Origin of the sequence: Flavobacterium chungangensis (assembly GCF_042654045.1) — a bacterium.
Taxonomy (GTDB): domain Bacteria; phylum Bacteroidota; class Bacteroidia; order Flavobacteriales; family Flavobacteriaceae; genus Flavobacterium; species Flavobacterium chungangensis.
Map to the genome: position 1 here is coordinate 299,945 of NZ_JBHSFY010000004.1, position 22,862 is coordinate 322,806.

The 22,862-nt window shown below is 32.3% G+C and carries 24 protein-coding genes; 4 read left to right on the plus strand and 20 right to left on the minus strand.

What is annotated here, in order from left to right:
* Positions 1-12: 12 nt before the first annotated feature.
* The 4 genes from ACFO3N_RS08645 to ACFO3N_RS08660 form a co-directional block, all read right to left on the minus strand.
* Complete coding sequence (locus ACFO3N_RS08645; RefSeq protein ID WP_379796915.1) at positions 13-1,371, minus strand: alpha/beta hydrolase family protein; 1,359 nt, start codon at positions 1,369-1,371, stop codon at positions 13-15.
* Positions 1,372-1,455: 84 nt separating this feature from the next.
* Positions 1,456-2,118 carry an SdpI family protein gene (locus tag ACFO3N_RS08650; RefSeq protein WP_379796917.1) on the minus strand — a complete coding sequence of 221 codons (663 nt, stop codon included), beginning with the start codon at positions 2,116-2,118 and terminating at the stop codon, positions 1,456-1,458.
* Positions 2,119-2,121: 3 nt separating this feature from the next.
* Positions 2,122-2,376 carry an autorepressor SdpR family transcription factor gene (locus tag ACFO3N_RS08655; RefSeq protein WP_111289072.1) on the minus strand — a complete coding sequence of 85 codons (255 nt, stop codon included), beginning with the start codon at positions 2,374-2,376 and terminating at the stop codon, positions 2,122-2,124.
* Positions 2,377-2,479: 103 nt separating this feature from the next.
* Positions 2,480-3,757, minus strand: a complete 1,278-nt coding sequence (locus ACFO3N_RS08660) for an MFS transporter (RefSeq protein WP_379796919.1) — start codon at positions 3,755-3,757, stop codon at positions 2,480-2,482.
* 272 nt (positions 3,758-4,029) lie between these two features.
* Between ACFO3N_RS08660 and bshC the strand changes: the two genes are divergently transcribed.
* From bshC to ACFO3N_RS08675, 3 genes are all read left to right on the plus strand, one after another.
* Positions 4,030-5,619: a bacillithiol biosynthesis cysteine-adding enzyme BshC gene (bshC, locus tag ACFO3N_RS08665; protein WP_379796921.1), complete on the plus strand. Its 1,590-nt coding sequence runs from the start codon at positions 4,030-4,032 to the stop codon at positions 5,617-5,619.
* A 123-nt stretch (positions 5,620-5,742) separates the two neighbouring features.
* Positions 5,743-7,014, plus strand: a complete 1,272-nt coding sequence (locus ACFO3N_RS08670; protein ID WP_379796923.1) for an acyltransferase family protein — start codon at positions 5,743-5,745, stop codon at positions 7,012-7,014.
* A 231-nt stretch (positions 7,015-7,245) separates the two neighbouring features.
* Positions 7,246-7,665: a nucleoside-diphosphate kinase gene (locus tag ACFO3N_RS08675; protein ID WP_012026941.1), complete on the plus strand. Its 420-nt coding sequence runs from the start codon at positions 7,246-7,248 to the stop codon at positions 7,663-7,665.
* 70 nt (positions 7,666-7,735) lie between these two features.
* Here the strand turns inward: ACFO3N_RS08675 and ACFO3N_RS08680 are convergent, their stop codons facing one another.
* From ACFO3N_RS08680 to ACFO3N_RS08750, 15 genes are all read right to left on the minus strand, one after another.
* Positions 7,736-8,455: a hypothetical protein gene (locus ACFO3N_RS08680; protein WP_095931055.1), complete on the minus strand. Its 720-nt coding sequence runs from the start codon at positions 8,453-8,455 to the stop codon at positions 7,736-7,738.
* Positions 8,456-8,597: 142 nt separating this feature from the next.
* Entirely contained in the window at positions 8,598-8,894 is a 297-nt protein-coding gene (locus tag ACFO3N_RS08685) for a DciA family protein (protein ID WP_095931056.1), read from the minus strand.
* A complete protein-coding gene (locus tag ACFO3N_RS08690) occupies positions 8,875-9,315 on the minus strand; it encodes a lipocalin-like domain-containing protein (protein ID WP_379796925.1) in 441 nt (146 codons plus the stop codon). The genes ACFO3N_RS08685 and ACFO3N_RS08690 overlap by 20 nt, the downstream gene beginning before the upstream one ends.
* Before the next feature lie 486 nt (positions 9,316-9,801).
* On the minus strand, positions 9,802-10,755 hold the full coding sequence (ftsY, locus tag ACFO3N_RS08695) for a signal recognition particle-docking protein FtsY (RefSeq protein WP_095931059.1): 954 nt from the start codon (positions 10,753-10,755) through the stop codon (positions 9,802-9,804).
* Positions 10,756-10,944: 189 nt separating this feature from the next.
* On the minus strand, positions 10,945-11,097 hold the full coding sequence (locus ACFO3N_RS08700) for a DUF4295 domain-containing protein (RefSeq protein ID WP_008468081.1): 153 nt from the start codon (positions 11,095-11,097) through the stop codon (positions 10,945-10,947).
* A 75-nt stretch (positions 11,098-11,172) separates the two neighbouring features.
* A complete protein-coding gene (gene rpmG, locus ACFO3N_RS08705; RefSeq protein WP_011963553.1) occupies positions 11,173-11,355 on the minus strand; it encodes a 50S ribosomal protein L33 in 183 nt (60 codons plus the stop codon).
* Between the two features lie 27 nt (positions 11,356-11,382).
* Entirely contained in the window at positions 11,383-11,619 is a 237-nt protein-coding gene (rpmB, locus tag ACFO3N_RS08710) for a 50S ribosomal protein L28 (protein ID WP_008468080.1), read from the minus strand.
* Positions 11,620-11,690: 71 nt separating this feature from the next.
* Entirely contained in the window at positions 11,691-12,944 is a 1,254-nt protein-coding gene (locus ACFO3N_RS08715; protein ID WP_379796927.1) for a CinA family nicotinamide mononucleotide deamidase-related protein, read from the minus strand.
* A 178-nt stretch (positions 12,945-13,122) separates the two neighbouring features.
* Positions 13,123-13,467 carry an Hpt domain-containing protein gene (locus ACFO3N_RS08720; RefSeq protein WP_008468078.1) on the minus strand — a complete coding sequence of 115 codons (345 nt, stop codon included), beginning with the start codon at positions 13,465-13,467 and terminating at the stop codon, positions 13,123-13,125.
* The gene (locus ACFO3N_RS08725; RefSeq protein ID WP_111289096.1) at positions 13,467-14,078 is read right to left on the minus strand and encodes a fumarylacetoacetate hydrolase family protein; all 612 of its coding nucleotides are present in this window, start codon (positions 14,076-14,078) and stop codon (positions 13,467-13,469) included. The genes ACFO3N_RS08720 and ACFO3N_RS08725 overlap by 1 nt, the downstream gene beginning before the upstream one ends.
* A gap of 92 nt (positions 14,079-14,170) precedes the next feature.
* Positions 14,171-14,941: a 3'-5' exonuclease gene (locus ACFO3N_RS08730; protein ID WP_248727902.1), complete on the minus strand. Its 771-nt coding sequence runs from the start codon at positions 14,939-14,941 to the stop codon at positions 14,171-14,173.
* A 219-nt stretch (positions 14,942-15,160) separates the two neighbouring features.
* Positions 15,161-16,519: a dihydrolipoamide acetyltransferase family protein gene (locus ACFO3N_RS08735; protein WP_379796930.1), complete on the minus strand. Its 1,359-nt coding sequence runs from the start codon at positions 16,517-16,519 to the stop codon at positions 15,161-15,163.
* An 84-nt stretch (positions 16,520-16,603) separates the two neighbouring features.
* The gene (locus ACFO3N_RS08740) at positions 16,604-17,767 is read right to left on the minus strand and encodes a glycosyltransferase family 2 protein (protein WP_379796932.1); all 1,164 of its coding nucleotides are present in this window, start codon (positions 17,765-17,767) and stop codon (positions 16,604-16,606) included.
* A 31-nt stretch (positions 17,768-17,798) separates the two neighbouring features.
* On the minus strand, positions 17,799-18,980 hold the full coding sequence (locus ACFO3N_RS08745) for a BamA/TamA family outer membrane protein (protein WP_379796934.1): 1,182 nt from the start codon (positions 18,978-18,980) through the stop codon (positions 17,799-17,801).
* Between the two features lie 225 nt (positions 18,981-19,205).
* The gene (locus ACFO3N_RS08750; RefSeq protein ID WP_379796936.1) at positions 19,206-20,396 is read right to left on the minus strand and encodes a DUF5009 domain-containing protein; all 1,191 of its coding nucleotides are present in this window, start codon (positions 20,394-20,396) and stop codon (positions 19,206-19,208) included.
* A gap of 112 nt (positions 20,397-20,508) precedes the next feature.
* Between ACFO3N_RS08750 and ACFO3N_RS08755 the strand changes: the two genes are divergently transcribed.
* Positions 20,509-21,246: a tyrosine-protein phosphatase gene (locus ACFO3N_RS08755; protein ID WP_320492335.1), complete on the plus strand. Its 738-nt coding sequence runs from the start codon at positions 20,509-20,511 to the stop codon at positions 21,244-21,246.
* 26 nt (positions 21,247-21,272) lie between these two features.
* Here the strand turns inward: ACFO3N_RS08755 and ACFO3N_RS08760 are convergent, their stop codons facing one another.
* Positions 21,273-22,688 (minus strand): undecaprenyl-phosphate glucose phosphotransferase, encoded by a 1,416-nt coding sequence (locus tag ACFO3N_RS08760; protein WP_379796938.1) that lies wholly within the window; start codon positions 22,686-22,688, stop codon positions 21,273-21,275.
* Between the last annotated feature and the right edge of the window lie 174 nt (positions 22,689-22,862).

Here is a 22,862-nt window from a genome sequence, read left to right on the forward strand (position 1 = left end):
TAAACTAAACTTTTATTTGGCCTGCATTAAAACCCAACTCGAAATTTCTTCCAAAGCTATTGGCGAAAAGGTTTGTTCAATAGTGGCATATTCAGTTGGAGAACCTGTCTTACATTCTTGAAATAAGTGATTTAAATTTGGTAATTCTTTAGTGGTTACTTTCTTATTTCCTGCTTCTGTCAAGGCTTTTTTAATATTTTCAAGATTAACTTGGGCTGGAACCTGCAAATCTTTACTTCCGTTAAGTGCCAAAACTGGACATTTTACTTTTTCTAAAAAAGGCTTTGGATCAAGTTTTAAAAGAGCATAATACCACGGACTTGTAATTTGATCTGTAGTGGTTTTAGCCATATCATCATTCCCTAATTTTGATTTAAAATACGAATTGACTTTGGCTTTCAAATCATCATCATTAACATTGCTTTGAATAATAAGATCATAAGCACCTTTAAAATTTTCTTTACTCTGCTCTACCACTGCATCTGGAACTCCCATTTGTTTTTCTAGTAATTCTCTTTGCAAAAGCAGCAATTTATCGCCACGAATTCCTGGTCCGGCAAGTAGAACTATAAATTTAACATCTTTAGAATTTCCAGCTATCAGTGGAGCAATTATACCCCCTTCGCTATGTCCGATTAAACCAATCTTATTTTTATCGATTTCTTTTCTCGTTTTCAAATAGTCTACTCCAGATTGTACATCTTTTGCAAAATCCATAGTAGTTGCTTTTTTAAAATCGCCTGTAGATTGACCAAAACCACGATCATCAAAACGTAAAACAGCGATTCCTTTTTTTGTGAGATAATCTGCTAAAACTAAAAATGGTTTGTGCCCTAGCATTTCTTCATCTCGATTTTGCACGCCACTTCCAGAAATCAAAATAACTACAGGAAAATTACCTTCTTTTTTAGGCATTGATAACGTTCCTGCCAGAGTCACTTTATCTGTTTTATTCTCAAATTTCACATCCTCTGTATAATAAGAAAATGGCTGTTTAGGTTCCTGAGGTCTTAGAATTTCAGCATTTCCTTTAGATAAATTAAGATCTAATGTATGTCCGTTTTGAATCAATTTCCCAACAAAAATATTATCAGCACCTAACCTTCCTTCGTATAAACCACCTATAGTTGCAATATCTAATTTCAATACCGAATTTTCAAAAGTAGTAGATGTAACAGGAATTCCTTTTGCATTTTGATCCGGACTATCCACCGTAGAACTATACCCTTTTTCTGTTTTAGTAATATTAAATAAAACCCTTAGCTCATTATTTTGAATTTTTAAAATACCATTCCATTGTCCTGAAATATCCTGCGCAAATGAATTAAAAAAGCTAAAAATTAGAAGTGCAAAAAGTATTTTCTTTTTCATTTTAGTAATTAGTTAGTTAGTTAGTTAGTTAGTTAGTTAGTTAGTTAGTTAGTTAGTTAGTTAGTTAGTTAGTTAGTTAGTTAGTTAAAGATTCTCTTCTTTTTTATCGAGACTTCTAAATTTTAAAAAAGAATAGATTAATGGTACAAATGCAATAACAAAAACAATAGTTAAAAAGAATGTAGAAAAAGTAGCGCTTTCAAAAATCAAACTTCCTAAAATTATAATCAAACCTCCAATAAACCAAAGTTTACCAGCAAATGCATGAGTTTTTTTCCATACTCCTTCATGTTGCAAAGTCCACGGTGTTCTAATTCCGATAAAATAATTAGGCTGTATTACTTTAAAATAATTGCCCAAAACCACAAACAAAGCACCAATTAAAGCAAAAATAAAACTAGGACTAGAAGTACTTTGACTTTTTGTGGTGTAGATAATAAACAAAGCTAAAATTGACATAAAAAGAACCAAAACAAATTTGAGCTGGTACAATTTCCCTCCCATTAAAGACATTCTTTTCTTAGGATCAATCTTAGTAATCATCGACATAATGACATAAGTCAAAACAGGAAGAATAAAAAGCATTCCAATCAAAGTAAATTTACTTCCCCATCCGTCAATTTCCCCTTTAATGTTCCAATGAATAGGAACTATTTCAGGTAGTTTGTTCCAAACTGTTGCCAAATAAATAAAAGGAATCAAAACAATTCCTATTAGGGGAAGCTCTTTTTTTAATTCTAAATTCATTTTTTATTGTTTAAAGGTTAGTATCCATTGCAAAACATCTTCCATTATGGTGGTATTGATGGAGTAAATGATGAATTGCCCGTTTTTTTCAGATGTAATTAAATCAGCTCTTTTTAAAATATCCAAATGATGCGAAATACTCGGTTTAGAAATATTAAAAGCGTCTGCAATCTCTCCTGCAGATAAATCCTTTTGCTTTAAAAGATCCAGAATCTCTCTTCTAGTGGCATCATTTAATGCTTTAAAAATATCATTCATTACATTTATATATTTAGACAAATATCTAAATACTTTTTTAACAAACAAAAAAAAAGCAGTAATTTTTTACATTACTGCTTTTAAAATATTTTAAATTTATAATCTAAAATTTATGTTCGTCTTTACTAATGACCAAAAATGAAACCAAAGAGATAAGTGCAGCGGTTACCAAATAGAAACCTACATAACTCACATCATAGGTCTTAGCCAACCAAATTGCGATCATTGGTGCAAAAGCGGCGCCTAAAATTCCCGCCATATTAAAAGTCAAAGAGGCTCCAGAATAACGAACACTGGTTGGAAATAATTCAGACAGAAAAGTTCCCAAAGGTCCGTAAGTAAAGCCCATTAATGACATTCCAATGCAGGCAAAAATGGTAACCAAAACGATATTTCCAGAACTTAAAAAATAAGAAAAGAAAAATCCGAAAACGGCAATAGCCGCAGTTGCCACGATAAGCATTTTGCGGCGACCAATCTTGTCGGCCACAACCGCAGAAACCGGAATAAAAAGCGCAAAAAACAATACTGAGAATAATTGAATCAATAATCCGTCTCTTTTTACAATTCCTAAATCTGAAGTAGCCCAGCTAAGTGTAAATACGGTCATTAAATAGAAAACCAAGAATGTTGTTATTGCGGCGAATGTTCCAAAAATCAACTGATTTTTATAAGATTTTACTAATTCTAGAAAAGGAACTTTTACCTCTTCTTCCTCTTTTTTGGCATTTTCAAACGAAGGCGTTTCTGTAATTTTAGTCCTAATATAAAAACCAACTATCACTAAAAATGCACTGGCAATAAAAGGAATTCTCCAACCATAATTCATAAAATCTTCATTACTCATAGAATCTGTCAACAACAAGAAAGTTCCACCAGAAAGCAATAATCCTATTGGAGCACCTAATTGCGGAAACATTCCGTACCAAGCACGTTTATTTGGTGGTGCATTTTCTATCGCCAATAAAACAGCGCCTCCCCATTCGCCTCCTAAACCAACACCTTGTCCGAATCGGCAAAGCATTAATAATAACGGAGCGGCTACACCAATACTCGCATAACTTGGCAAAAATCCTATTGTTACTGTAGAAATTCCCATTGTCAATAAAGCTGCAACAAGAGTAAACTTGCGTCCGATCTTATCACCATAATGGCCAAAAAATGCTGAACCTAAAGGGCGCGACAAAAAGGCAATAGAGAAAGTGGCTAAAGATTCCAGAGTCGCCATTGTCGAATCTGAACTAGGAAAAAATAATTGAGGAAAGACCAACACTGCTGCATTGGCATAAATATAAAAATCAAAAAATTCGATTGTGGTACCAATAAGGCTTCCAAAAAGAACATGTTTTAGAGAGTTCTTTTTATTCTCGTTAGTTTTCATGTAAAATAGATATAACTTTTTTTTTGATTACAAAAGTATAGTTTCATTATTAATAATTCATATTTCAAAGAATTAGTTTTAAAACATCATACGTTTTTTAACAAATATGATGTTTTTTCCATTTTAAAAACACGGATTTTATTTCAATTTAAAAACTTGATTTAAGGTACTTTAAAACAAAAATCAAAAATCAAATCTTAAGCATTCGTTAAAAGCGTTTTTACCTGTATATTTTCATTAAATTTACAGCTGTCAAAAATAAATTTAAAATTATGCCAACCGACTGTATCAGCTTTCAATCTTCTGGATATTTCTCTAAATTAATGCAAGATTACTTAGATCAGAAACCAGAATTAAAACCGCTGTACAACCATTTTCCAAGCCTAGAAAATTTTGAAAAACAAATAGCTGAAAAATCAGCTAATTTTGATCATAACAATAGAACTGCATTGGTTGAAACGCTGGAAAAACAATATCAAAATATTGAAATTTCGGAGTTAACTCAACATAATATTGCGCTTTTAAAACTCGAAAATACCTTTACCATTACAACCGGACATCAGCTAAATCTATTTAGCGGACCTTTATATTTTTTATATAAAATTATTTCTACGATTAATTTAACTAAAGAATTAAAATCGAAATATCCTTCGTACAATTTTGTTCCAGTTTATTGGATGGCGACCGAAGATCACGATTTTGAAGAAATTAATTATTTTAATTTTAAAGGAAAAAAAATCCGTTGGAATGCAGAAAGTACCGGTCCCGTTGGAAGACTTTCAACTGAAGGCTTAGAAAATTTGTTTGAAATTTACTCTCAAGAATTAGGTTCAAGCACCAATGCAAACGCACTTAAGAAGCTTTTTGAAAATGCGTATTTAAAACACGAAAATCTAGCCGATGCAACTCGTTTTTTGGCTAATGCGCTTTTTTCAAGCTATGGCTTAGTAATTATAGATGCAGACGACACCAATTTAAAACGTGCTTTTATTCCGTTTGTAAAAGAAGAATTAGAAAATCAGACTTCATTTAAAGCCGTTCAAAAATCAATTGAAGCACTTTCTGACTATACTGTTCAAGTAAATCCTCGTGAAATAAATTTATTTTACATTGAAGATAAACTGCGCGAAAGAATCATTTTTGAAAATGATAAATACCTAGTTAACAACACTAGAATTTCATTTTCTAAAGAAGAAATTCTAAAACTATTAGAAAGCAATCCTGAAAAATTCAGTCCAAATGTAATTATGCGTCCATTGTATCAGGAAATCATTCTTCCCAATCTTTGCTACATTGGCGGAGGCGGAGAAATTGCTTATTGGTTAGAATTAAAAGATTTCTTTGAAGCAGTAAACATTACCTTCCCAATATTATTAGTTCGAAATTCTGTTCTTTTAGCAACCGAAAAACAAGTTAAAAAAGCCGATAATTTAAATTTAACTTGGAAAGATTTATTCAGTAAATCAGAGAATTTAGTCAATCAGATTACACATAAACTTTCTCCGTTTCCAATAGATTTAACTCCTCAAAAAGAAGCGCTTGAAAAACAGTTTGCTTATCTTTTTGAATTGGCCGAAAAGACCGACAAATCTTTTTCTGGTGCCGTTAAAGCTCAAGAAATAAAACAAAAGAAAGGTCTAGAAAATTTAGAAAAACGTTTATTAAAAGCACAAAAAAGAAAACTAGCCGATCAATTGGAGCGTGTTACCGATTTGCAATGCGAATTATTTCCAAACAACAGCCTTCAAGAGCGGCAAGTCAATTTTTCTGAATTTTATTTAGAAAAAGGAGAACAATTGATTCCGCTTTTAATTCAGAAATTAAAACCTTTAGAACATAATTTTGACATCATAATAATCTAAAATAATTATCTTTAGAAATTAAAAAGTACCGATTTAGAAACAAATAACCAGCACATTTTCTAAATCTTTACTCTCTCAAACCAAATAGAATTATATTTTATAACCTATTAATTAACTAACCAAATGGTAAGAGAACGCCTAATTTCGCTTGATGTCTTTCGCGGACTGACAATTCTATTGATGACTATTGTAAACAATCCAGGTGATTGGGGAAATGTTTACCCTCCGCTTTTACACGCGCACTGGAATGGCTGTACACCAACAGATCTTGTATTCCCGTTTTTTATTTTTATAATGGGAGTTGCTGTACCGCTTGCAATGCCAGAGAAAAAGTATGACGAAACAACATTTAACAAAATCCTGATTCGTTCTTTAAGAATGTTCTGTTTGGGGATTTTCTTTAATTTCTTTGGAAAAATTCAGCTTTTTGGATTAGACGGAATTCCGCTTCTAATTGGAAGATTGGTCATTACTTTTGCAGTTGGTTATGCTTTGATGGGAAGTTTTAGCACGCGTCTAAAAAATATCTTTGCATTTGGCATATTGGCTATTTATCTCATTTTAGCCTACGGCGGATTTGAAAATTATCAAGATGTTCGACTTCCTGGAGTTTTACAGCGTATTGCAGTAGTCTATTTTGTCATTTCGCTTTTATATTTAAAGACATCTCGAAAAACTCAAATTATTACGGGAGCAATTTTACTTCTAGGGTATTGGGCGGTTATGACTTTAATTCCTGTTCCTGGTTTTGGAGAAGCAAATTTAGAAAGAGGCACTAATTTAGCCGCTTGGGTTGACAGCATTTTCTTGAAAGGACATATGTACCATGAAACCAATACTTGGGATCCAGAAGGAATCTTAAGCACTTTGCCATCTATTGTAAACGGGATTATTGGTTTATTCATAGGACAAATTCTATTTCTTAATTTAACTAAAATCCAAAAAGCCCAAAGAATGGGAATGATCGGCACTGCGTTAATTTTTTTCGGTTTAATCTGGGATTTAGCTTTTCCAATAAACAAATCAATCTGGACAAGTAGTTATGTTTTATATACAACTGGTTTAGCAACTGTCTGCTTAACCGCTTTATACTATATAATTGACATAAGAGAATACAAAAAAGGCTTTAAGCTATTTGTTATTTGGGGAGTAAATCCAATGATTGTTTTTTTTGCTTCACAGATTATTCCTCAAGCTTTGGTACTCATTCGTTTTCAGCATCCATCGCTTCCTGGCGAACAAATTAACCTTTTAGATTATCTATACCGTTTCGGAATTGCACCATTTTTCAGCAATCCAATGACTGCTTCTTTGGCAGGCGCATTAACATACGTTGCAATCTGGACATTTATCTTATGGATATTCTACAGAAATAAATTAATCTTTAAAGTCTAATTTTTACACGATATATAGAGAGAAACACAATTGTAGAGACGCACAGCAGTGCATCTTTTTTCATTAAATATTTACTTTGTGTTAGAAACACTGCAGTGCATCTCTGCATAATGACTCAAAAAAAAGCCTATTCTTGGTTAAAACATTATTCTACTATGTTTTAATTACGAATTAATTAAAATCAATTCATAAAAAAAGTATACTTTTGCACAAAATTTAATAAAATATAAAATGGCAACAAATAGAACTTTTACAATGATTAAACCAGATGCTGTTGCAAACGGACACATCGGGAATATCTTAGCAATGATTACTAATGGTGGTTTCAAAATCGTTTCATTAAAATTAACTCAATTAACTGTAGCAGATGCAAAAGCATTTTACGCAGTTCACGCAGAAAGACCTTTCTACGGAGAATTAGTTGAATTCATGTCTCGTGGACCAATTGTTGCTGCTATTTTAGAAAAAGACAACGCAGTAGAAGATTTCAGAACTTTAATTGGAGCTACAAATCCAGCTGAAGCTGCTGAAGGAACTATTCGTAAAGCATACGCTACTTCAATCGGAGAAAATGCAGTTCACGGATCTGACAGCGACGAAAACGCTGCTATCGAAAGCGCATTCCACTTTGCAGGAAGAGAGCAATTCTAATAAGAATTACAAATCAAACAAAAAAACCCGCTTCAATTGAAGCGGGTTTTTTATTTTTATTACGAACTGATTATAGAGTATTAGCAGTCTTTTTTACCATTTTCTCGATTCTTCCATCTAAATCTTTCAAAAGCTCATCTAATGCACTCTCACACATTGGCAATACTTTGTCAAAAGATAAAACAGGAATACCTCCTACAATTGTTCCAGTTTTCTTAGATGTTGCTCCTTCATTGAAAGCAAATAATTTTTTTCCATTTTTGTCATACAAAGCAATTCTTGCATAAGCTTTCATTTTAATAGTTCCTGTTCCACCAACAGCGAATCCTTTTACTACAGCAAAATGAATTTCAGTAAACAAAACACCATCAGCATTATCTTTAAACATAGTTGCTGTTGCCACTTCGTTTGCAGAACCATTTATTCCTTCATAAATATATTTGTATCCGGGATAGTTGATAATATATTTCCCAGCATCTCCTTCTTTATCAAAATGAGGAACGTAATCAATATATTCTTGTTTTTGAGTTACTTCCGTTTCAGGAATTAAATCAAAAGGAAATTTTTTCGAATAATCATTAAAAAATGCATTATGATATTTCTCCAAAATTGGCAATAAGTTAAAATTCGGATTACTTCCTAAATCTGTCACTGCAGCCAGACCATTTAAACCAAGCTCAGAAAGATCTATTGTTTTATCTGTATAAAAAGAGACAACAGCAACTTTTTTCTTTTGTGCAGAGCTAGTTAAAGCAAATAATACGGTTAAAATAAGTAAAATTTTTTTCATTGTTTTTTTTTTATTGTTTTTGGGTTACTAAAAGATGCTACTTACAAAAAATAACGCCCAAATGTATCGCAAAAAAAAACACTTCACAATAGAAGTGTTACTTATTTTTAAAGTTAATCTTATTAAAAAAAATCAAATGAAATCAGCGTAAAACTACATCTTTTACTACCTCGCGTCCCAATTCTTCATTAATCATTTTAACAATTTTATATTTTCCATGAGTTAATTCTTCGCGCAGAACAGACGAACCTAATTCTACATAAAGTGTACTGCCTTTCAGAACAACATTTCGAGTATAAGTATTCACCCCGCTTCCCATAAGATTTTTCCAAGCATCACGAACATCAATTTGATCCATACCTGGCTGCAGTTTATTCACTTGAATAATCTGCTGTAATACAGCACTAATAGTGCTTTCGTTATTTAGTCTTTTCGCCATTGTTCAAAAGGTTTACTGGTCCAGCTTTTTTATAATGATATTCAATTTTTTGTGGATTTTTAACCACTAATTTGTCATCAGAAAGCGAAATAATTTCCTCACTCCATTTGGCATAATCCGTTTTATAATCTAAGAAAACTTGTTCTCCAACAAAACGAACCGAAACATTCTCAAAAGTGTCTGTTGTCAAAAATGTACCATCAAATTGCGGCATCACTTTCGTTCGAACCCCTTTATTGTTTTTAATTTGAAAAAAATCAAAAGTCTCGTTCATTTTATATTCCTTCTCCTCACCTTTCTCAAAAATCACTTTTTCAATTTCCCAATAACCATTTAATTTGGCAAGATCTGCAGGTTTTATTTCCTGTTTACAGCTCACAAATAAAAGCGAGCAAAACAAAACTATAAAAGTGTTTTTCATAAATAAAAATATTAAAATTTATTCTTTTTTAATCTGAATGAAGTGGAAGAATTAGGAGCTATTTCCTGCTGTCCGCTGTATCTTTTGCGCCGAACCCCGGCACAAAAGGATGCCGCTCCCATCAGGGCTAGGGCTTCCAGTTTCAAAAGAAAATTTCTCAGACTACAAAGATACTCTTATAATCATCAAAAGAAATAAAAATCGAAAACACATTCAACTATTTTTCAAAACAGGCATTACCAATAAAAAAGAATCCTTAAATAGAAACGCCTAAACGAATCCTATTTAAAGACTCAATAAATTTTCAATTTATATTTATCGATTAGAACGTATTCTTTTAAGAACACCTAAAAAGAATAAAACTATCCCTAGAACCAATAAAACATAATATACCGAAAGATTTTTATCCTTTAAAACATTTGCCAGAACAAAAGATATTACACTAGCAAAATAAAAAGTTAAAGCTGATATATTTTTCATTATTAATTATTTAAAAAAGCTATCTACAAATTCATATTTATTGAAAACTTGCAAATCTTCAATTCCTTCGCCAACACCAATATATTTCACAGGAATTTGAAATTGATCTGAAATTCCAATTACCACACCGCCTTTTGCTGTTCCATCCAATTTTGTAACAGCTAATGAAGTAACCTCTGTAGCTGCCGTAAATTGTTTAGCTTGTTCAAAAGCATTTTGACCTGTAGAGCCATCCAAGACCAAAAGCACATCATGAGGCGCATCAGCAACCACTTTCTGCATTACACGTTTTACTTTTGTCAACTCATTCATTAAGTTGATTTTATTATGAAGACGTCCAGCTGTGTCAATAATTACAACATCAGCATTTTGAGCAACTGCAGATTGTAAAGTATCAAAAGCTACAGAAGCAGGATCGCTTCCCATTTGCTGTCTTACAATAGGCACATTTACACGATCTGCCCAAACCTGCAATTGATCGATCGCAGCAGCACGAAATGTATCTGCAGCACCTAAAACAACATTATGACCCGCTTTTTTAAATTGATAAGCCAATTTACCAATTGTTGTAGTTTTTCCAACTCCATTTACTCCAACAACCATTAAAACATAAGGCTTTTTATCTTTCGGAATTTCAAATTCTGTTGCCTCACCTGTATTGGTTTCAGATAATAAAGCACCAATTTCATCACGAAGAATTTGATTCAATTCTTCTGTTCCTAGATATTTATCTTCAGCAACACGCTTTTCAATTCTTGTAATAATTTTCAAAGTAGTATCTACCCCAACATCAGAAGCTACAAGAACTTCCTCCAGATTATCTAAAACATCATCATCAACTTTAGATTTCCCTGCAACGGCTTTACTTAACTTCGAGAAAAAAGTAGTTTTCGTTTTTTCAAGACCTTTGTCTAAAGTCTCTTTTTTTTCGGTAGAGAATAATTTTTTAAAAAAACTCATTTTTTTGTAGATTATTTAGATTTACTAGATTTCTTGATTTTCACGCAAGAAATCAAAATCTTTAAAGAAAGCGCAATTGTTTTCCCAAAAAAGACCAATTGTTACGATTCTTTAAAATTTTAGACAAATATAGGTAATAAAAAAGCTACTTCCGAAAGAAAGTAGCTTTTCTATATAATGTAATTGTAATTATTTCTTTTTCAAGAACTCATCAACTTCTTCAGGAGCCATAATAGATTCTACGAATGTATATGCACCAGTTTTAGGAGATTTTACCATTTTGATGGCTTTTGATAATCTCTTAGAAGATGTTTGTAACGATGCTACGGTTTTCTTTGCCATGATTCAAATGTTATTTGAAATTCATTAAATCTTCAAATGAAAAACCATTTGAGATTTAATCAAAATCTCTAATTATTACTTAATTTCTTTGTGAACAGTTACTCTTTTTAAAACTGGATTAAATTTTTTAATCTCTAATCTGTCTGGAGTATTTTTTTTGTTCTTAGTTGTAATATATCTAGAAGTTCCTGCAACACCAGAAGCTTTGTGTTCAGTACATTCTAAAATTACTTGGATTCTATTACCTTTCTTTGCCATCTTGCTATATATTTATTTAGGAAAAGATTATTTGATAAATCCTTCTGACTGTGCTTTTTTCAAAACAGCAGTGATTCCATTTTTATTAATTGTTTTTATCGTAGATGCTGCTACTCTAAGAGTAATCCATCTATCTTCTTCTGGAAGATAAAAACGCTTTTTAACTAAGTTTACAGAAAACTTTCTCTTAGTTTTGTTCATAGCGTGAGAAACGTTATTTCCTACCATCGCTCTTTTACCTGTAAGGTCACAAACTCTTGACATTATACTTATCTTTTATCGTTATTCAAAATCAGGGTGCAAAGAAAAGAAAAATAAACCATTGTAGCAAAAAATTATTGCACAAATTTTAAAATTTCTTTCTGTAATATTTCTAAACTCTTAACTGATGCCCTATCTATCACTTTTTCACGCGGTTGTCCGAAGTTAAATTCTTCGGTAATTACTCCATCTGGTGTTGCCAAAGCAATGAAAACAGTACCGATTTCAGCATCGGAATCGCCTTTTGACGGACCTGCATTGCCCGTCGTCGCTAGCGCATAGTCGGTTTTCAGCAAATCTTTAGCACTCAAAGCCATAGCCGAAGCAACCTCAGCACTAACTACCGAAAATTGATCAATTAAATTTTTCGGTATTCCCAAAACATTTATTTTAACTTCTGTCGCATAAGAAACAATACTTCCTTTAAAATAGCTTGACGAACCTGGAACAGCCGACAATAACGACGCAATTCTTCCACCTGTACAACTTTCTGCTGTTGAGATGGTTTTATTTTGCTTCAAAAGCAGTTTACCAATTACTGTTTCAATTGTTTCATTCTCTTCGTAACCTACAATTATATCGTGAATGATAGCATCCAAGGACTGCACATTACTTTCTATCGCTTCTTCTAATTCTTCTTTATTAGTCCCGCGAGCGGTTAAACGCAGACGAACTCGCCCCGGATTGGGCAAATAAGCCAATTTTATAAACTCTGGAAGATTGTTTTCCCATTGTTCAATACGTTCTGCAACTAAACTTTCTCCTTGCCCATACGTCAAAATGGTTTTATGAATAATGTAAGGACGTTTGTATTCGCGAACAATTTTAGGAATTATTTCTTCTTCTACCAGATATTTCATTTCGTACGGAACTCCCGGAAGCGAAATAAATACGGTATTTTCTTTCTTCATCCACATCCCCGGTGCTGTTCCTACTTTGTTATGCAAAACAGTACAAGTTGACGGAACTAAAGCCTGATCTTTGTTCAATTGAGAAATGGGTCTTTTATAAAACCCTTCAATTAATTCCGTCACATGCGCCAAAACTTTTTGATCTACAATTAATTCATCATCAAAGTATTCACAAAAAGTTTTCTTTGTTACATCATCTTTGGTTGGTCCTAATCCGCCTGTCACAATCACAACATCTACTTTGTTTTGTAGTTGCGCAAAAGTGCCTAAAATATGTTTTTTGTCATCGCTTATTGACAGCATTTCTGCCACCTCAACTCCAATTCTATCGAGTGATTTGGCAATAAAAGCCGAATTTGTATCTACGATTTGACCAATTAAGATTTCATCTCCAATAGTAATAATTGCTGCTTTCATAATCAGTGAAATATTTGTGTCGCTTAAATAAATAAGCTAATAATTTATAAGTAGAAAATTAAATTTTGTCTAGGAGGAAGGTATTAACGACTTTTACAAACTATAAGCCCGTTTACAAAATTTAAAAAATGCTTTGACTTATTCCTTTTATAAAAACAGGAATAAGTCAAATTTTATATTAAAGATCAAAATCTTTTTTAATTTCTTTAATCGCTTCTTTTACTTGTACTTTAATACTCTTAAAAGTTTCGATAATATCTTTTTTCTTGCCTTCTGCTTTTGTCCAAGCTTCAACTTGCAAGATTTCTTCAAAAGCCACATTTAACCCCATTAAATCCAATGTAGGCTTTATTTTATGAGCATAGGAATAGGCGTATTTATGATCCTTCTTTTTAATTCCTTCTTTAATTTGTTTTAAATCTTCTGGAACTTCTGTAACAAATAAGGTTAAAATTTGATTTACAAATTCAGGGTCATTATCTGAAAGCGCATAAACTTTCGAAAGGTTGTACTTTAAAGCCATTATTTTACTTGTATTCTGAATAATTTTTTATCTTCTAAAAAGCCTTCTAAAACATCATTTGGTTTTACAGCCGCAACACCTGCCGGCGTTCCTGTAAAAATAATATCTCCAATTTTTAAGGTAAAAAACTGAGACACGTGAGAAATCAATTCATCGATCTTCCAAAGCATCATACTTGAGTTTCCTTTTTGAACCGTTTCCGAATTGCTTCTTAATTCAAAATTAAGATTTTCCATAGAAACAAAATCAGTTTTTGGCAAAAAATCTCCAATAACTGCAGAACCATCAAATGCCTTGGCTTTTTCCCACGGAAGTCCTTTTTCTTTCAATTTACTTTGCAGGTCTCGCGCAGTAAAATCTATTCCCACACTTATTTCATCATAATATTTATGAGCAAATTTTGGCTCAATATATTTTCCGACTTTATTAATCTTCACGATTATTTCGACTTCATGATGAACATCTTCAGAAAACTCCGGAATAACAAAAGGATGTTGTTTCAGCAAAACCGCCGAATCTGGTTTCATAAAAACAACCGGCTCACTAGGACGCTCGTTTTTCAACTCTTCTATATGATTGGCATAATTCCTGCCGACACAAATGATTTTCATTCTTCTTAAGGTACTGAGGTTCTAAGGTTCTAAGATTCTAAGATTTCATGTTTAAAAAACTCAGAACCTTAGAATCTTAGCAACTCAGAACCTTATTTAGTATTTAATTTTCTTAATTTAATTGCTGTCAAAACTTTTTTGGTGTACAACGGAAAATCAGCGTTTTGAATCCAACTGAAATATCCCGGTTCTGTTTCTAGAACCTTTTCTACTTTTGCCCCTTTATGCTTTCCAAAAGTAAAAATTTCTTCGTCATCTTGATCAAAAGCAATCATACCTGCAAAATCGGCGATTTTTTTACGTGTCGTAAATTCAGACAAAGATTTCATGTCATTCTCCAATTCTGGATAACGATCTAATTGCGCTTTCAAGATTTCATAAGTTGCCATTGTATCGGCTTCTGCCGAATGCGCATTGTCTAAACTTTTTCCACAATAAAATTTCAAAGCAGCACTTAAAGTACGCTCTTCCATTTTATGAAAAATAGTCTGCACATCTACAGAAACTTTGTTTTTCATATCAAAATCGACTCCTGCACGAAGTAATTCTTCAGCTAAAAGCGGAATGTCGAAACGATCTGAATTAAATCCGCCAAGATCACTATCTTTTATCATATTATGAATATGCGGCGCAAGTTCTGCAAAAGTTGGTTCGTTGGCTACTTTTTCGTCTGTGATGCCATGAACTGCAGTGGTTTGTGGAGGAATTGGAATTGTTGGATTAACCAACCAGGTTTTACTTTCTTTGTTTCCGTTTGGAAAAACTTTGAATATTGAAATTTCTACGATTCTATCTTTACCGATATCAATTCCCGTTGTTTCGAGATCAAAAAAGCAAATTGGTTTGTTAAGTTTTAATTCCATTTCTAATTTTTATAAGTTTACAAATGTAATTTTTAAAGCGGAATATCTCTCTTTATTCTGATTTTTTTTGTCGAAAAATGCTTTCAATTACTCAATTTTAACTTTTCAAAAACAAGCTTTTAATAAGTCTTCGTACTACTGCTTAATTCTTTTCTTACAAAACAAAAAATCCGACAAGTTTTAAACCTATCGGATTTTGAATTTATTTATACTTTATTTTTAAAAATCTCTATCTACATCAAAAGCTTCTAAATATTCTGCTACTCTTTTCACAAAACTTCCTCCTAATGCACCATCAACAACTCTATGATCGTAAGAGTGCGATAAGAACATTTTCTGACGAATCCCGATAAAGTCACCTTCTGGAGTTTCAATAACTGCAGGCACTTTACGAATTGCACCAAGCGCTAGAATTCCAACTTGAGGCTGATTGATAATCGGAGTTCCAAAAACGCTTCCAAAAGTACCAACATTGGTTACTGTGTAAGTTCCGCCTTGAGTATCATCTGGCTTTAGTTTTCCAGCTTTTGCACGGTTTCCTAAATCGTTAACCGCTTTTGCCATTCCAACAAGATTTAACTGATCTGCATTTTTAATTACAGGAACAATTAAATTTCCGTTTGGTAATGCTGCCGCCATTCCTAAATTGATATTTTTCTTTTTAATGATATAATCTCCGTCAACAGAAATGTTCATTCCTGGGAAATCTTTTAAAGCTTTTGCGACTGCTTCCATCATAATTGGAGTAAAAGTCAGTTTCTCGCCTTCTCTTTTTTCAAAAGCTGCTTTTACTTTATCTCTCCATTTTACAATATTAGTTACATCTACTTCAATGAAAGATTGCACGTGAGCGGAAGTCTGCACTGATGCTACCATGTAACCCGAAATCAGTTTACGCATTCTGTCCATCTCAACAATTTCGTCACCACCATTTACAGAAACTGGTACTGCTTGCTGGCTTTTTTGAACAACTGGCTCAACTGCCTTTGGAGCTTCAGCTTTTGGAGTTTCTGCAACAACTTTTGGAGCAACTTCAACTGTTTGCGGAGTTTGAATAGAACCCGATTTACGAGCTTCTACATATTTTAGAATATCCTCTTTAGTAACACGTCCATCTTTTCCAGAACCTGGAATATTTTCGAGTTCGTTTAAAGAAAGACCTTCTTCTTTTGCAATATTTTTTACTAATGGAGAAAAGAATTTATCTGATCCTGAAAAATCTTGAGAAGTTACCGTTTCTTTAACCGATTCGATTGTTTTTTCGATTTCTGCAGCTTCTGCAGGAGCGGTAGTTTCTGGAACTGTATTTGCAGTTTCTGGAACTGCTGTTTCTCCGCCTTCAGTTTCAATAATAGCAATAGTCTGCCCTACCTGCACTAAATCATCTTTACCAAACAATTGCTCAACTAAAATTCCTGATACTTCACTCGGCACTTCGCTGTCAACTTTATCTGTTGCAATTTCGAGTACAGCTTCATCAGCCTCAATTTTGTCTCCAACTTCTTTCAACCAATTTGTAATAGTTGCTTCAGCGACACTTTCTCCCATTTTAGGAAGCTTTAATTCAAATCTTGCCATATTGTTAATCTAAAAGATGTTTTTGATTTTCAGATTGCGAAATTAATGAATATTTTAAACATAAATTTCATTTAATATAATTTTTTACTCGATTTTTACAATTTGCCCTCTGTCATTTCTAGAATTACTTCCAATAATAAAATGGGTATTTTTAGGCAAAACTTTAAAAGTAATACTCTTATCTTTAATAGTTTCTATGATTTCGATACATTTTTTGAATGAAATGTACTGATTATCCAAAATTATTTCGACGTTTTTTCCCTTAAAAATCAGGCACGAATTTACCATTTTTTCTTTCGGGATTTTTAAAAACTTGACTTTATTTTTTAAAATTAGGCCTATTTTGTGAGACAAATCTTCGTTTAAAGAATAAAAAACATGCAATTCTGGATTTGGTTTTATTCTTGTTTTGCCTTGAAACATTTTTACAAAAGAGAAAAACCAAGTTCCGATTTGAATGAAGAAACTAAAAAACAGTGATTTCTTAAAATGCTTCTGATAAAAGAAATTCATAGCTTCCTGAAAACGTTTCATATATTTTTCGTCTTTTATGGTGCTTTCTCCTTTATAGTGCAAAACTGTAGTTTTGTGAAAGTAAAAATTTGCCTTTTGTTTTTGCAATGCCCTATACGATAAATCGATATCATCAGCATACATAAAACAATTTTCATCAAAACCTTTTAAATCTTCATAAAGCTCTTTTTTCAAAAGCATAAAAGCGCCAACGAGAATATCTACTTCCCCCGTTTCGTTTTCATCTAAATGCTGTGCGTAATATTGATTGAAGAGTTTGGATTTGGGAAAGACTTTATACAATCCGAAAATTTTGGTAAAAGCAACCCAAGGCGAAGGAATGCCGCGTTTGCTTTCTGGAAGAAACTCCCCTGTTCCATCAATTAATTTACAGCCAACAATTCCGAGTTTTTTTTGCCCTTCGGCGAAAGCCAAAATCTTCGTAAAAGTATCTTCTGCAACAATGGTGTCCGGATTTAAAATGCAAATGTACTTTCCTTTCGCTTGACGAACACCAATATTATTGCCTTTTGGGAATCCAAAATTTTCTTTGTTTTCGATCAGTTTTACGTCTGGAAATTTTTCTTTCATCATCAAAACACTTTCGTCTGATGAGTTATTGTCAATCACGATAATTTCTGCATCGATTGCCGTAATTGCCTCCTGAACACTTAAAACGCATTGTTCTAGAAAGTAACACACATTATAATTTAAAATGACAACCGATAACTGCATGAAAAATTGAATCTGTAGATTTTGGCCGAAGTTAGAAATTTTCTGATAACCCCAAACGCAGTGACCAATCGTTTTTACTAATTCCGTAATCTAATGCCAAATTACTGCCATTACGTTTATTCCATTTAATACGAATTCCGGTTCCAACCGCAGGATTCCATTTTTTAAATTGATAGGTATCTAACTTAGAAACCGAAGAAATATTAGTAAAAAAAACAGCACCAAAAAATCCGTTTCGACTTATGTCGGTTCTGTATTCGGTTTCAAAATAAATAAGGGCATTGCTTCGGTATCTATTTTTGGTAAATCCTCGTCCTGTTTTGCCTTCACGATCCCAACCAATACTTGGCAAATCTAAGTAATGGGGCTTTCCCCCAAACGTTGACCAGTAAAAAGCTCTTGAAGCCCAAACGCGATGTTTAGTTTTACTGAAAGAATGATATTTTCGAGCATCAAAATACAAAGATTGCCATTTGTCTCCTTCTACGCCGCTGGTATTCATTCTAAAATCGGCTTCGATATACAAACCTTTTTCGGGATTGATAATATTTTCCCTCGAATCGTAAAGTCCCTGCAAGGCAAAACCAAACGAAGTCTCGTTAGAATAATCGCCATTCATATATTGATAATAATCGGTTTCTCCCTCTATATATGATTCTTCCGAAATATTTTTATAATTATCTAAAAGAAATCCAACTCCTAACCGATAATTTCCAATAACCTGTCTGGTAATAAACTGATAAAAACGCCATTGCTGGTAGTCGAGCGTTGACATTTCTTTATCTGAATTGTCTTCACCTAATCCGTAAGTATCTTGGGGATAAATCATGTAGCGATAATCTCCAATAAGACTCCATTTATTGTCTTTTGAATAGATGTAAGACTGGATTGGAAATACAAATTGCTTATTAAAACTAAAATAAGGCGAAAAAGTAACCTGAGACATTCTGGTTGTTTTGGGATTTCCTAAATAAAATGTAGTTAGAAAAGAAACCACCAAACCTGTACTGGAATTAACACCGACTGGAACTGGCAATAAGGAAAAAGCTAGTTTTTTATTTCTTTCTGGACGAATGGTGTCTTGCTTATCAAAAACTCGATGAATAACATCCAAAATATCTCGTGTACCCACATTTGTGCTATCATTTTGAGCTTGACAAAACGATCCGATTAAAAATAAAACTACAATGTATTTATTCTTTAAACCATTCACACACAATATTTTAAAAACACTCTCTTACAAATTTAGAATTTTATTAAGAATATCAATCATTTTTTATGCTAATCTAAATTACATATCAATAAAGTACCGGTTGTGTGTACGGAGGCTCGCATCCAAAAGTTTCTATACCTGCTTCTCCTAAACGTTTTTCGACAATAAAAATTACATGGTCAGGTTTCAAGTTTCAAGTTCTGCATAAAACTTGAACTTGAAAAATTAAAGATGCAGCTGAATTTTATATCGATTAAAGATTTTCATAACATAAAGCATAATGATAGAAAATACTAGAGACCAAATAATTCCAGGAACTCCTTCTCTAAAATATCCGGGAATAATATGGAGATTAAAAGCTTTACAGAAATAATAAATTACACCTGGCAAAATATAAATTAATAACGGATTTGCCGCTGCAGGCATAAAAAATTCACTCCATTTAGTTTGTTTTTTAACTTCCATCAGCCAATACAACAAATAGAACAAAACGGTGCATATTGCTGCCGAAAACATGGTCCAAGATGGTGTTCCTTTAATTTTTGAAATTCCAAAGTAAGGACGAAACAAAATAGCCGTGATTGTAAATAGCGCAACAAAACCAATTACTGACCAGTTTATTTTGGAACTGATTTTTCGATCAAAAAACAATAACGAAACTATTATTCCAGCTGAAGCTAAAGAAGCATGTGTTAGGTGTCCTGCTATAAAACTCAGCCAAGAAGTATTTTGTACAAAAGAATTTTCGGTTAGATTAAGCGAATTCATTGCAACAGAAAAAAACAAAAATGCAATCATTGCCCATAAATTTCCAGAAACTAGCCAATAATAAACTACTGTAAAAAGGTACGCCCAACCGATTAATCCGAGTATTCCCCACCATTTTGGAGTCATTCCTCGATCTCCAGTTTCTTGAACATATAAAAAATATAGTGCTATTAGAACTAAAATCCCTGCGTATTGAAGTATATTTTTTAACCAAATAGGAAAATCTTTTGGATATTTATTCCAAATCGGAATTGGCATCGCATAAGCTAAAAGTCCCCAAAACGCAGGTGCGATTATCATTTTAGAAGCGTCGTAGCCATATTCGGCATTGACCATAAAAACACCAATTACAATAAGAGCAATGGCTCTTTTAAGAGTATGTGTCCAAATTATTTTCGGGCTGTCACCTTTTATCAATCTGGCATTAAAAGCAAACGGAATAGACATTCCGACAATGAATAAAAAAGCAGGAAAAACTAAATCAACAAAAGTCATTGCATCGGCATCTGCAGGCATATGTTTCAACCATTGTGGTACATTTTGAATGCTTGCAAGATCATTTACAAAAATCATTACAAAAATGGTAATTCCACGCAAAGCATCAATAGAAATAATACGCTGATTAAACAAATTCTCTTTTATTTTCATAATTTTTTACTTTTTTACTAAAAATCAAATATAACATAAATCTAAAATGTCTTATTACAAATTCTAGATTATTTTTGCAGCATAATGAATTGAGCTAAACCTTTTTTGTACTATGTTATCATTTTTCAAATCGAAACCTTTTTTAAGAGATCTGCTAGGCGGTAACTTTGTCGATATTCACTCTCACCTGTTACCAGGAATTGACGATGGCGCAAAAACTATTGACAATACTAAAATGCTTATTAAATCTTTAAAGGGATTGGGAGTATCTCAATTTATTACAACTCCACATATTAGCCACTATCTTTGGGATAACTCTCCTTTGACTATTATCAATTCTTATATAGAAACTAAACAGATTATAACAAATGAAAATATAAATATTCCTCTTAAAGCAGCTGCAGAATATTTTATGGACGACTGGTTTGAGAATCACTTTAAAAGTGAAAAGCTTTTAACTTTAAAAGATAATTATGTATTGGTAGAAATGTCTTATATGAATGCTCCAATACAGCTTTATAAAACGCTTTTTGACCTACAAGTAGCAGGATATATTCCTGTTTTGGCTCATCCTGAAAGATATTTATTTTATCATAAAAACTTTAATGAATATGATAAATTAAAAAAAGCGGGATGCCGATTTCAGTTAAACTTACTTTCAGTTGTCGGTTATTACGGAAGTGAAATTAACAAAATAGCCGAACAAATTCTCAAAAAAGGAATGTATGATTTTGCAGGAACTGATGTCCATCACAATAAGCATGTTAAATCTTTTGAGCAAAAGGTAAATATTAGGGATGTTTCCATTTTGAAAGAAGTAATTGCAAACAATTCCTTTTTCAAATTTTAAAAAAAAATACAGCGATATAGAACTTGCTAATAAGCATTTTCTTCGCCTTTAATAATGTTCATAATTGTTCTAATTATAATCTTAACATCTAATAGCAAACTCCAATTTTCTATATACCAAATATCGGATTCTACTCTATTTTGCATATCAGAAAGCTTTTTTGTTTCTCCTCGATAACCATTTACTTGTGCCCAACCTGTAATTCCTGGTTTAGCATAATGGCGAACCGAATAATTATCTATTAGTTCTCCATATTCTTTGGCTAAATTGATCATATGAGGCCGTGGACCTACTACAGACATATTTCCGAAAAGGACATTAAAAAATTGTGGTAACTCATCAATACTTGTTTTACGCATAAAGGCTCCAAATTTTGTTATACGCAAATCTCCTTTTTTAGCTTGTTTATCATGTGCCAAATCATTTAGGTACATGCTTCTAAATTTAATACATGAAAATGATTTGTTGTCTCGACCAGAACGATCTTGCCTAAAAAACACAGGCCCTGTTGATTCCAATTTTATAATTATCATCACTATTGGAAAGAGCCAGGGAAAGATCAAAATTATAACTAGTGCAGAAAAACAAAGATCAAAGATTTTTTTTATAAGTCTGTTTATTGCTAATTCTAAAGGTTCAGGGCGTAGCATTAAGACAGGTGTATTTTCATAAAAAGCTACTTCAACCTTACTAGATTTTGTATACAACTGAAAATCAGGAATAAATTTAATTCTGACCAAGTTTTGCTCACATACTTTTGTTAACTCATTTATTACTTTAATATTATCTATATGCAAAGCTACATACACTTCTTCTACTTTTTCTCTAATAATAAAGTCCTGTACATCATCAAACCCTCCAATAATTGTAATAGATTGATTTTCTAATTCATTCTTTTGATCAAAAAAACCTAAAAATTTGTATCCATATGTTAGATCTTTAGCTAGTATTTTCCGCATCTTTTCTCCTGTTTCATTAGCTCCTACAATAATGATTTTTTTAAAATTATATCCTTTAGCTCTAACATACTTTAAGAGTTTCATTAGTATATAGCGGGAGATCATTAGTAAAGTAAAAAAAAGAAGGTAAAAATATAACAACCTAAGCCTTGAAATGTCTGTATATTTTAAAAAAACAACAAAAAAGACTATTAAGGCGACATGTATAAGAATCTTTTTAATTGTTCTTTTTAAAATTGATTCAATATATTCTATCCTTATAATTCTATGAGAGTCTTTTTGCATCAGTAAAACAATCCAGATCAAGTTAGCTAATAGTGAAATCGTTTTTTCGTCTTTTAAAAAAAGCTTCTCTGTATCTCCAAATCTTGTCATAGCAGATAGATATACAGCAAAATTTAATAATAAAAGATCCCAGCACACAAATAATAGTTTAGAGTAACGCGAAAAACGATATTGTGATAGGTTTTGTAAAAAGTTCATTTTTAAGCTTTTTGTCTGAATAAGATTTGTTTTTAGTCTAAATGACGAAAATAGTATTTTAATTATTGCTATATACTATTTTTACGTCAATTCTTGTGAAACATTAAATTAACAACATAGATACAATTGTTTTGCAAAAAAAAACGGCTCAAAATATTTTGAACCGTTTTTTTT

Bases quoted from the DNA above. Each gene is read 5' to 3' on its own strand.
- ACFO3N_RS08700 (WP_008468081.1), bottom strand. From the start codon at position 11,097: ATGGCAAAGAAAACCGTAGCATCGTTACAAACATCTTCTAAGAGATTA.
- ACFO3N_RS08655 (WP_111289072.1), bottom strand. From the start codon at position 2,376: ATGAATGATATTTTTAAAGCATTAAATGATGCCACTAGAAGAGAGATT.
- ACFO3N_RS08735 (WP_379796930.1), bottom strand. From the start codon at position 16,519: ATGGCAAGATTTGAATTAAAGCTTCCTAAAATGGGAGAAAGTGTCGCT.
- ACFO3N_RS08660 (WP_379796919.1), bottom strand. From the start codon at position 3,757: ATGAAAACTAACGAGAATAAAAAGAACTCTCTAAAACATGTTCTTTTT.
- ACFO3N_RS08725 (WP_111289096.1), bottom strand. From the start codon at position 14,078: ATGAAAATCATTTGTGTCGGCAGGAATTATGCCAATCATATAGAAGAG.
- ACFO3N_RS08715 (WP_379796927.1), bottom strand. From the start codon at position 12,944: ATGAAAGCAGCAATTATTACTATTGGAGATGAAATCTTAATTGGTCAA.
- ACFO3N_RS08760 (WP_379796938.1), bottom strand. From the start codon at position 22,688: ATGAACTTTTTACAAAACCTATCACAATATCGTTTTTCGCGTTACTCT.
- ACFO3N_RS08670 (WP_379796923.1), top strand. From the start codon at position 5,743: ATGGTAAGAGAACGCCTAATTTCGCTTGATGTCTTTCGCGGACTGACA.
- ACFO3N_RS08720 (WP_008468078.1), bottom strand. From the start codon at position 13,467: ATGGCTTTAAAGTACAACCTTTCGAAAGTTTATGCGCTTTCAGATAAT.
- ACFO3N_RS08675 (WP_012026941.1), top strand. From the start codon at position 7,246: ATGGCAACAAATAGAACTTTTACAATGATTAAACCAGATGCTGTTGCA.
- rpmB (WP_008468080.1), bottom strand. From the start codon at position 11,619: ATGTCAAGAGTTTGTGACCTTACAGGTAAAAGAGCGATGGTAGGAAAT.
- ACFO3N_RS08755 (WP_320492335.1), top strand. From the start codon at position 20,509: ATGTTATCATTTTTCAAATCGAAACCTTTTTTAAGAGATCTGCTAGGC.
- ACFO3N_RS08690 (WP_379796925.1), bottom strand. From the start codon at position 9,315: ATGAAAAACACTTTTATAGTTTTGTTTTGCTCGCTTTTATTTGTGAGC.
- ACFO3N_RS08730 (WP_248727902.1), bottom strand. From the start codon at position 14,941: ATGGAATTAAAACTTAACAAACCAATTTGCTTTTTTGATCTCGAAACA.
- ACFO3N_RS08685 (WP_095931056.1), bottom strand. From the start codon at position 8,894: ATGGCGAAAAGACTAAATAACGAAAGCACTATTAGTGCTGTATTACAG.
- ACFO3N_RS08645 (WP_379796915.1), bottom strand. From the start codon at position 1,371: ATGAAAAAGAAAATACTTTTTGCACTTCTAATTTTTAGCTTTTTTAAT.
- bshC (WP_379796921.1), top strand. From the start codon at position 4,030: ATGCCAACCGACTGTATCAGCTTTCAATCTTCTGGATATTTCTCTAAA.
- ACFO3N_RS08680 (WP_095931055.1), bottom strand. From the start codon at position 8,455: ATGAAAAAAATTTTACTTATTTTAACCGTATTATTTGCTTTAACTAGC.
- ACFO3N_RS08740 (WP_379796932.1), bottom strand. From the start codon at position 17,767: ATGCAGTTATCGGTTGTCATTTTAAATTATAATGTGTGTTACTTTCTA.
- ftsY (WP_095931059.1), bottom strand. From the start codon at position 10,755: ATGAGTTTTTTTAAAAAATTATTCTCTACCGAAAAAAAAGAGACTTTA.
- ACFO3N_RS08650 (WP_379796917.1), bottom strand. From the start codon at position 2,118: ATGAATTTAGAATTAAAAAAAGAGCTTCCCCTAATAGGAATTGTTTTG.
- rpmG (WP_011963553.1), bottom strand. From the start codon at position 11,355: ATGGCAAAGAAAGGTAATAGAATCCAAGTAATTTTAGAATGTACTGAA.
- ACFO3N_RS08750 (WP_379796936.1), bottom strand. From the start codon at position 20,396: ATGAAAATAAAAGAGAATTTGTTTAATCAGCGTATTATTTCTATTGAT.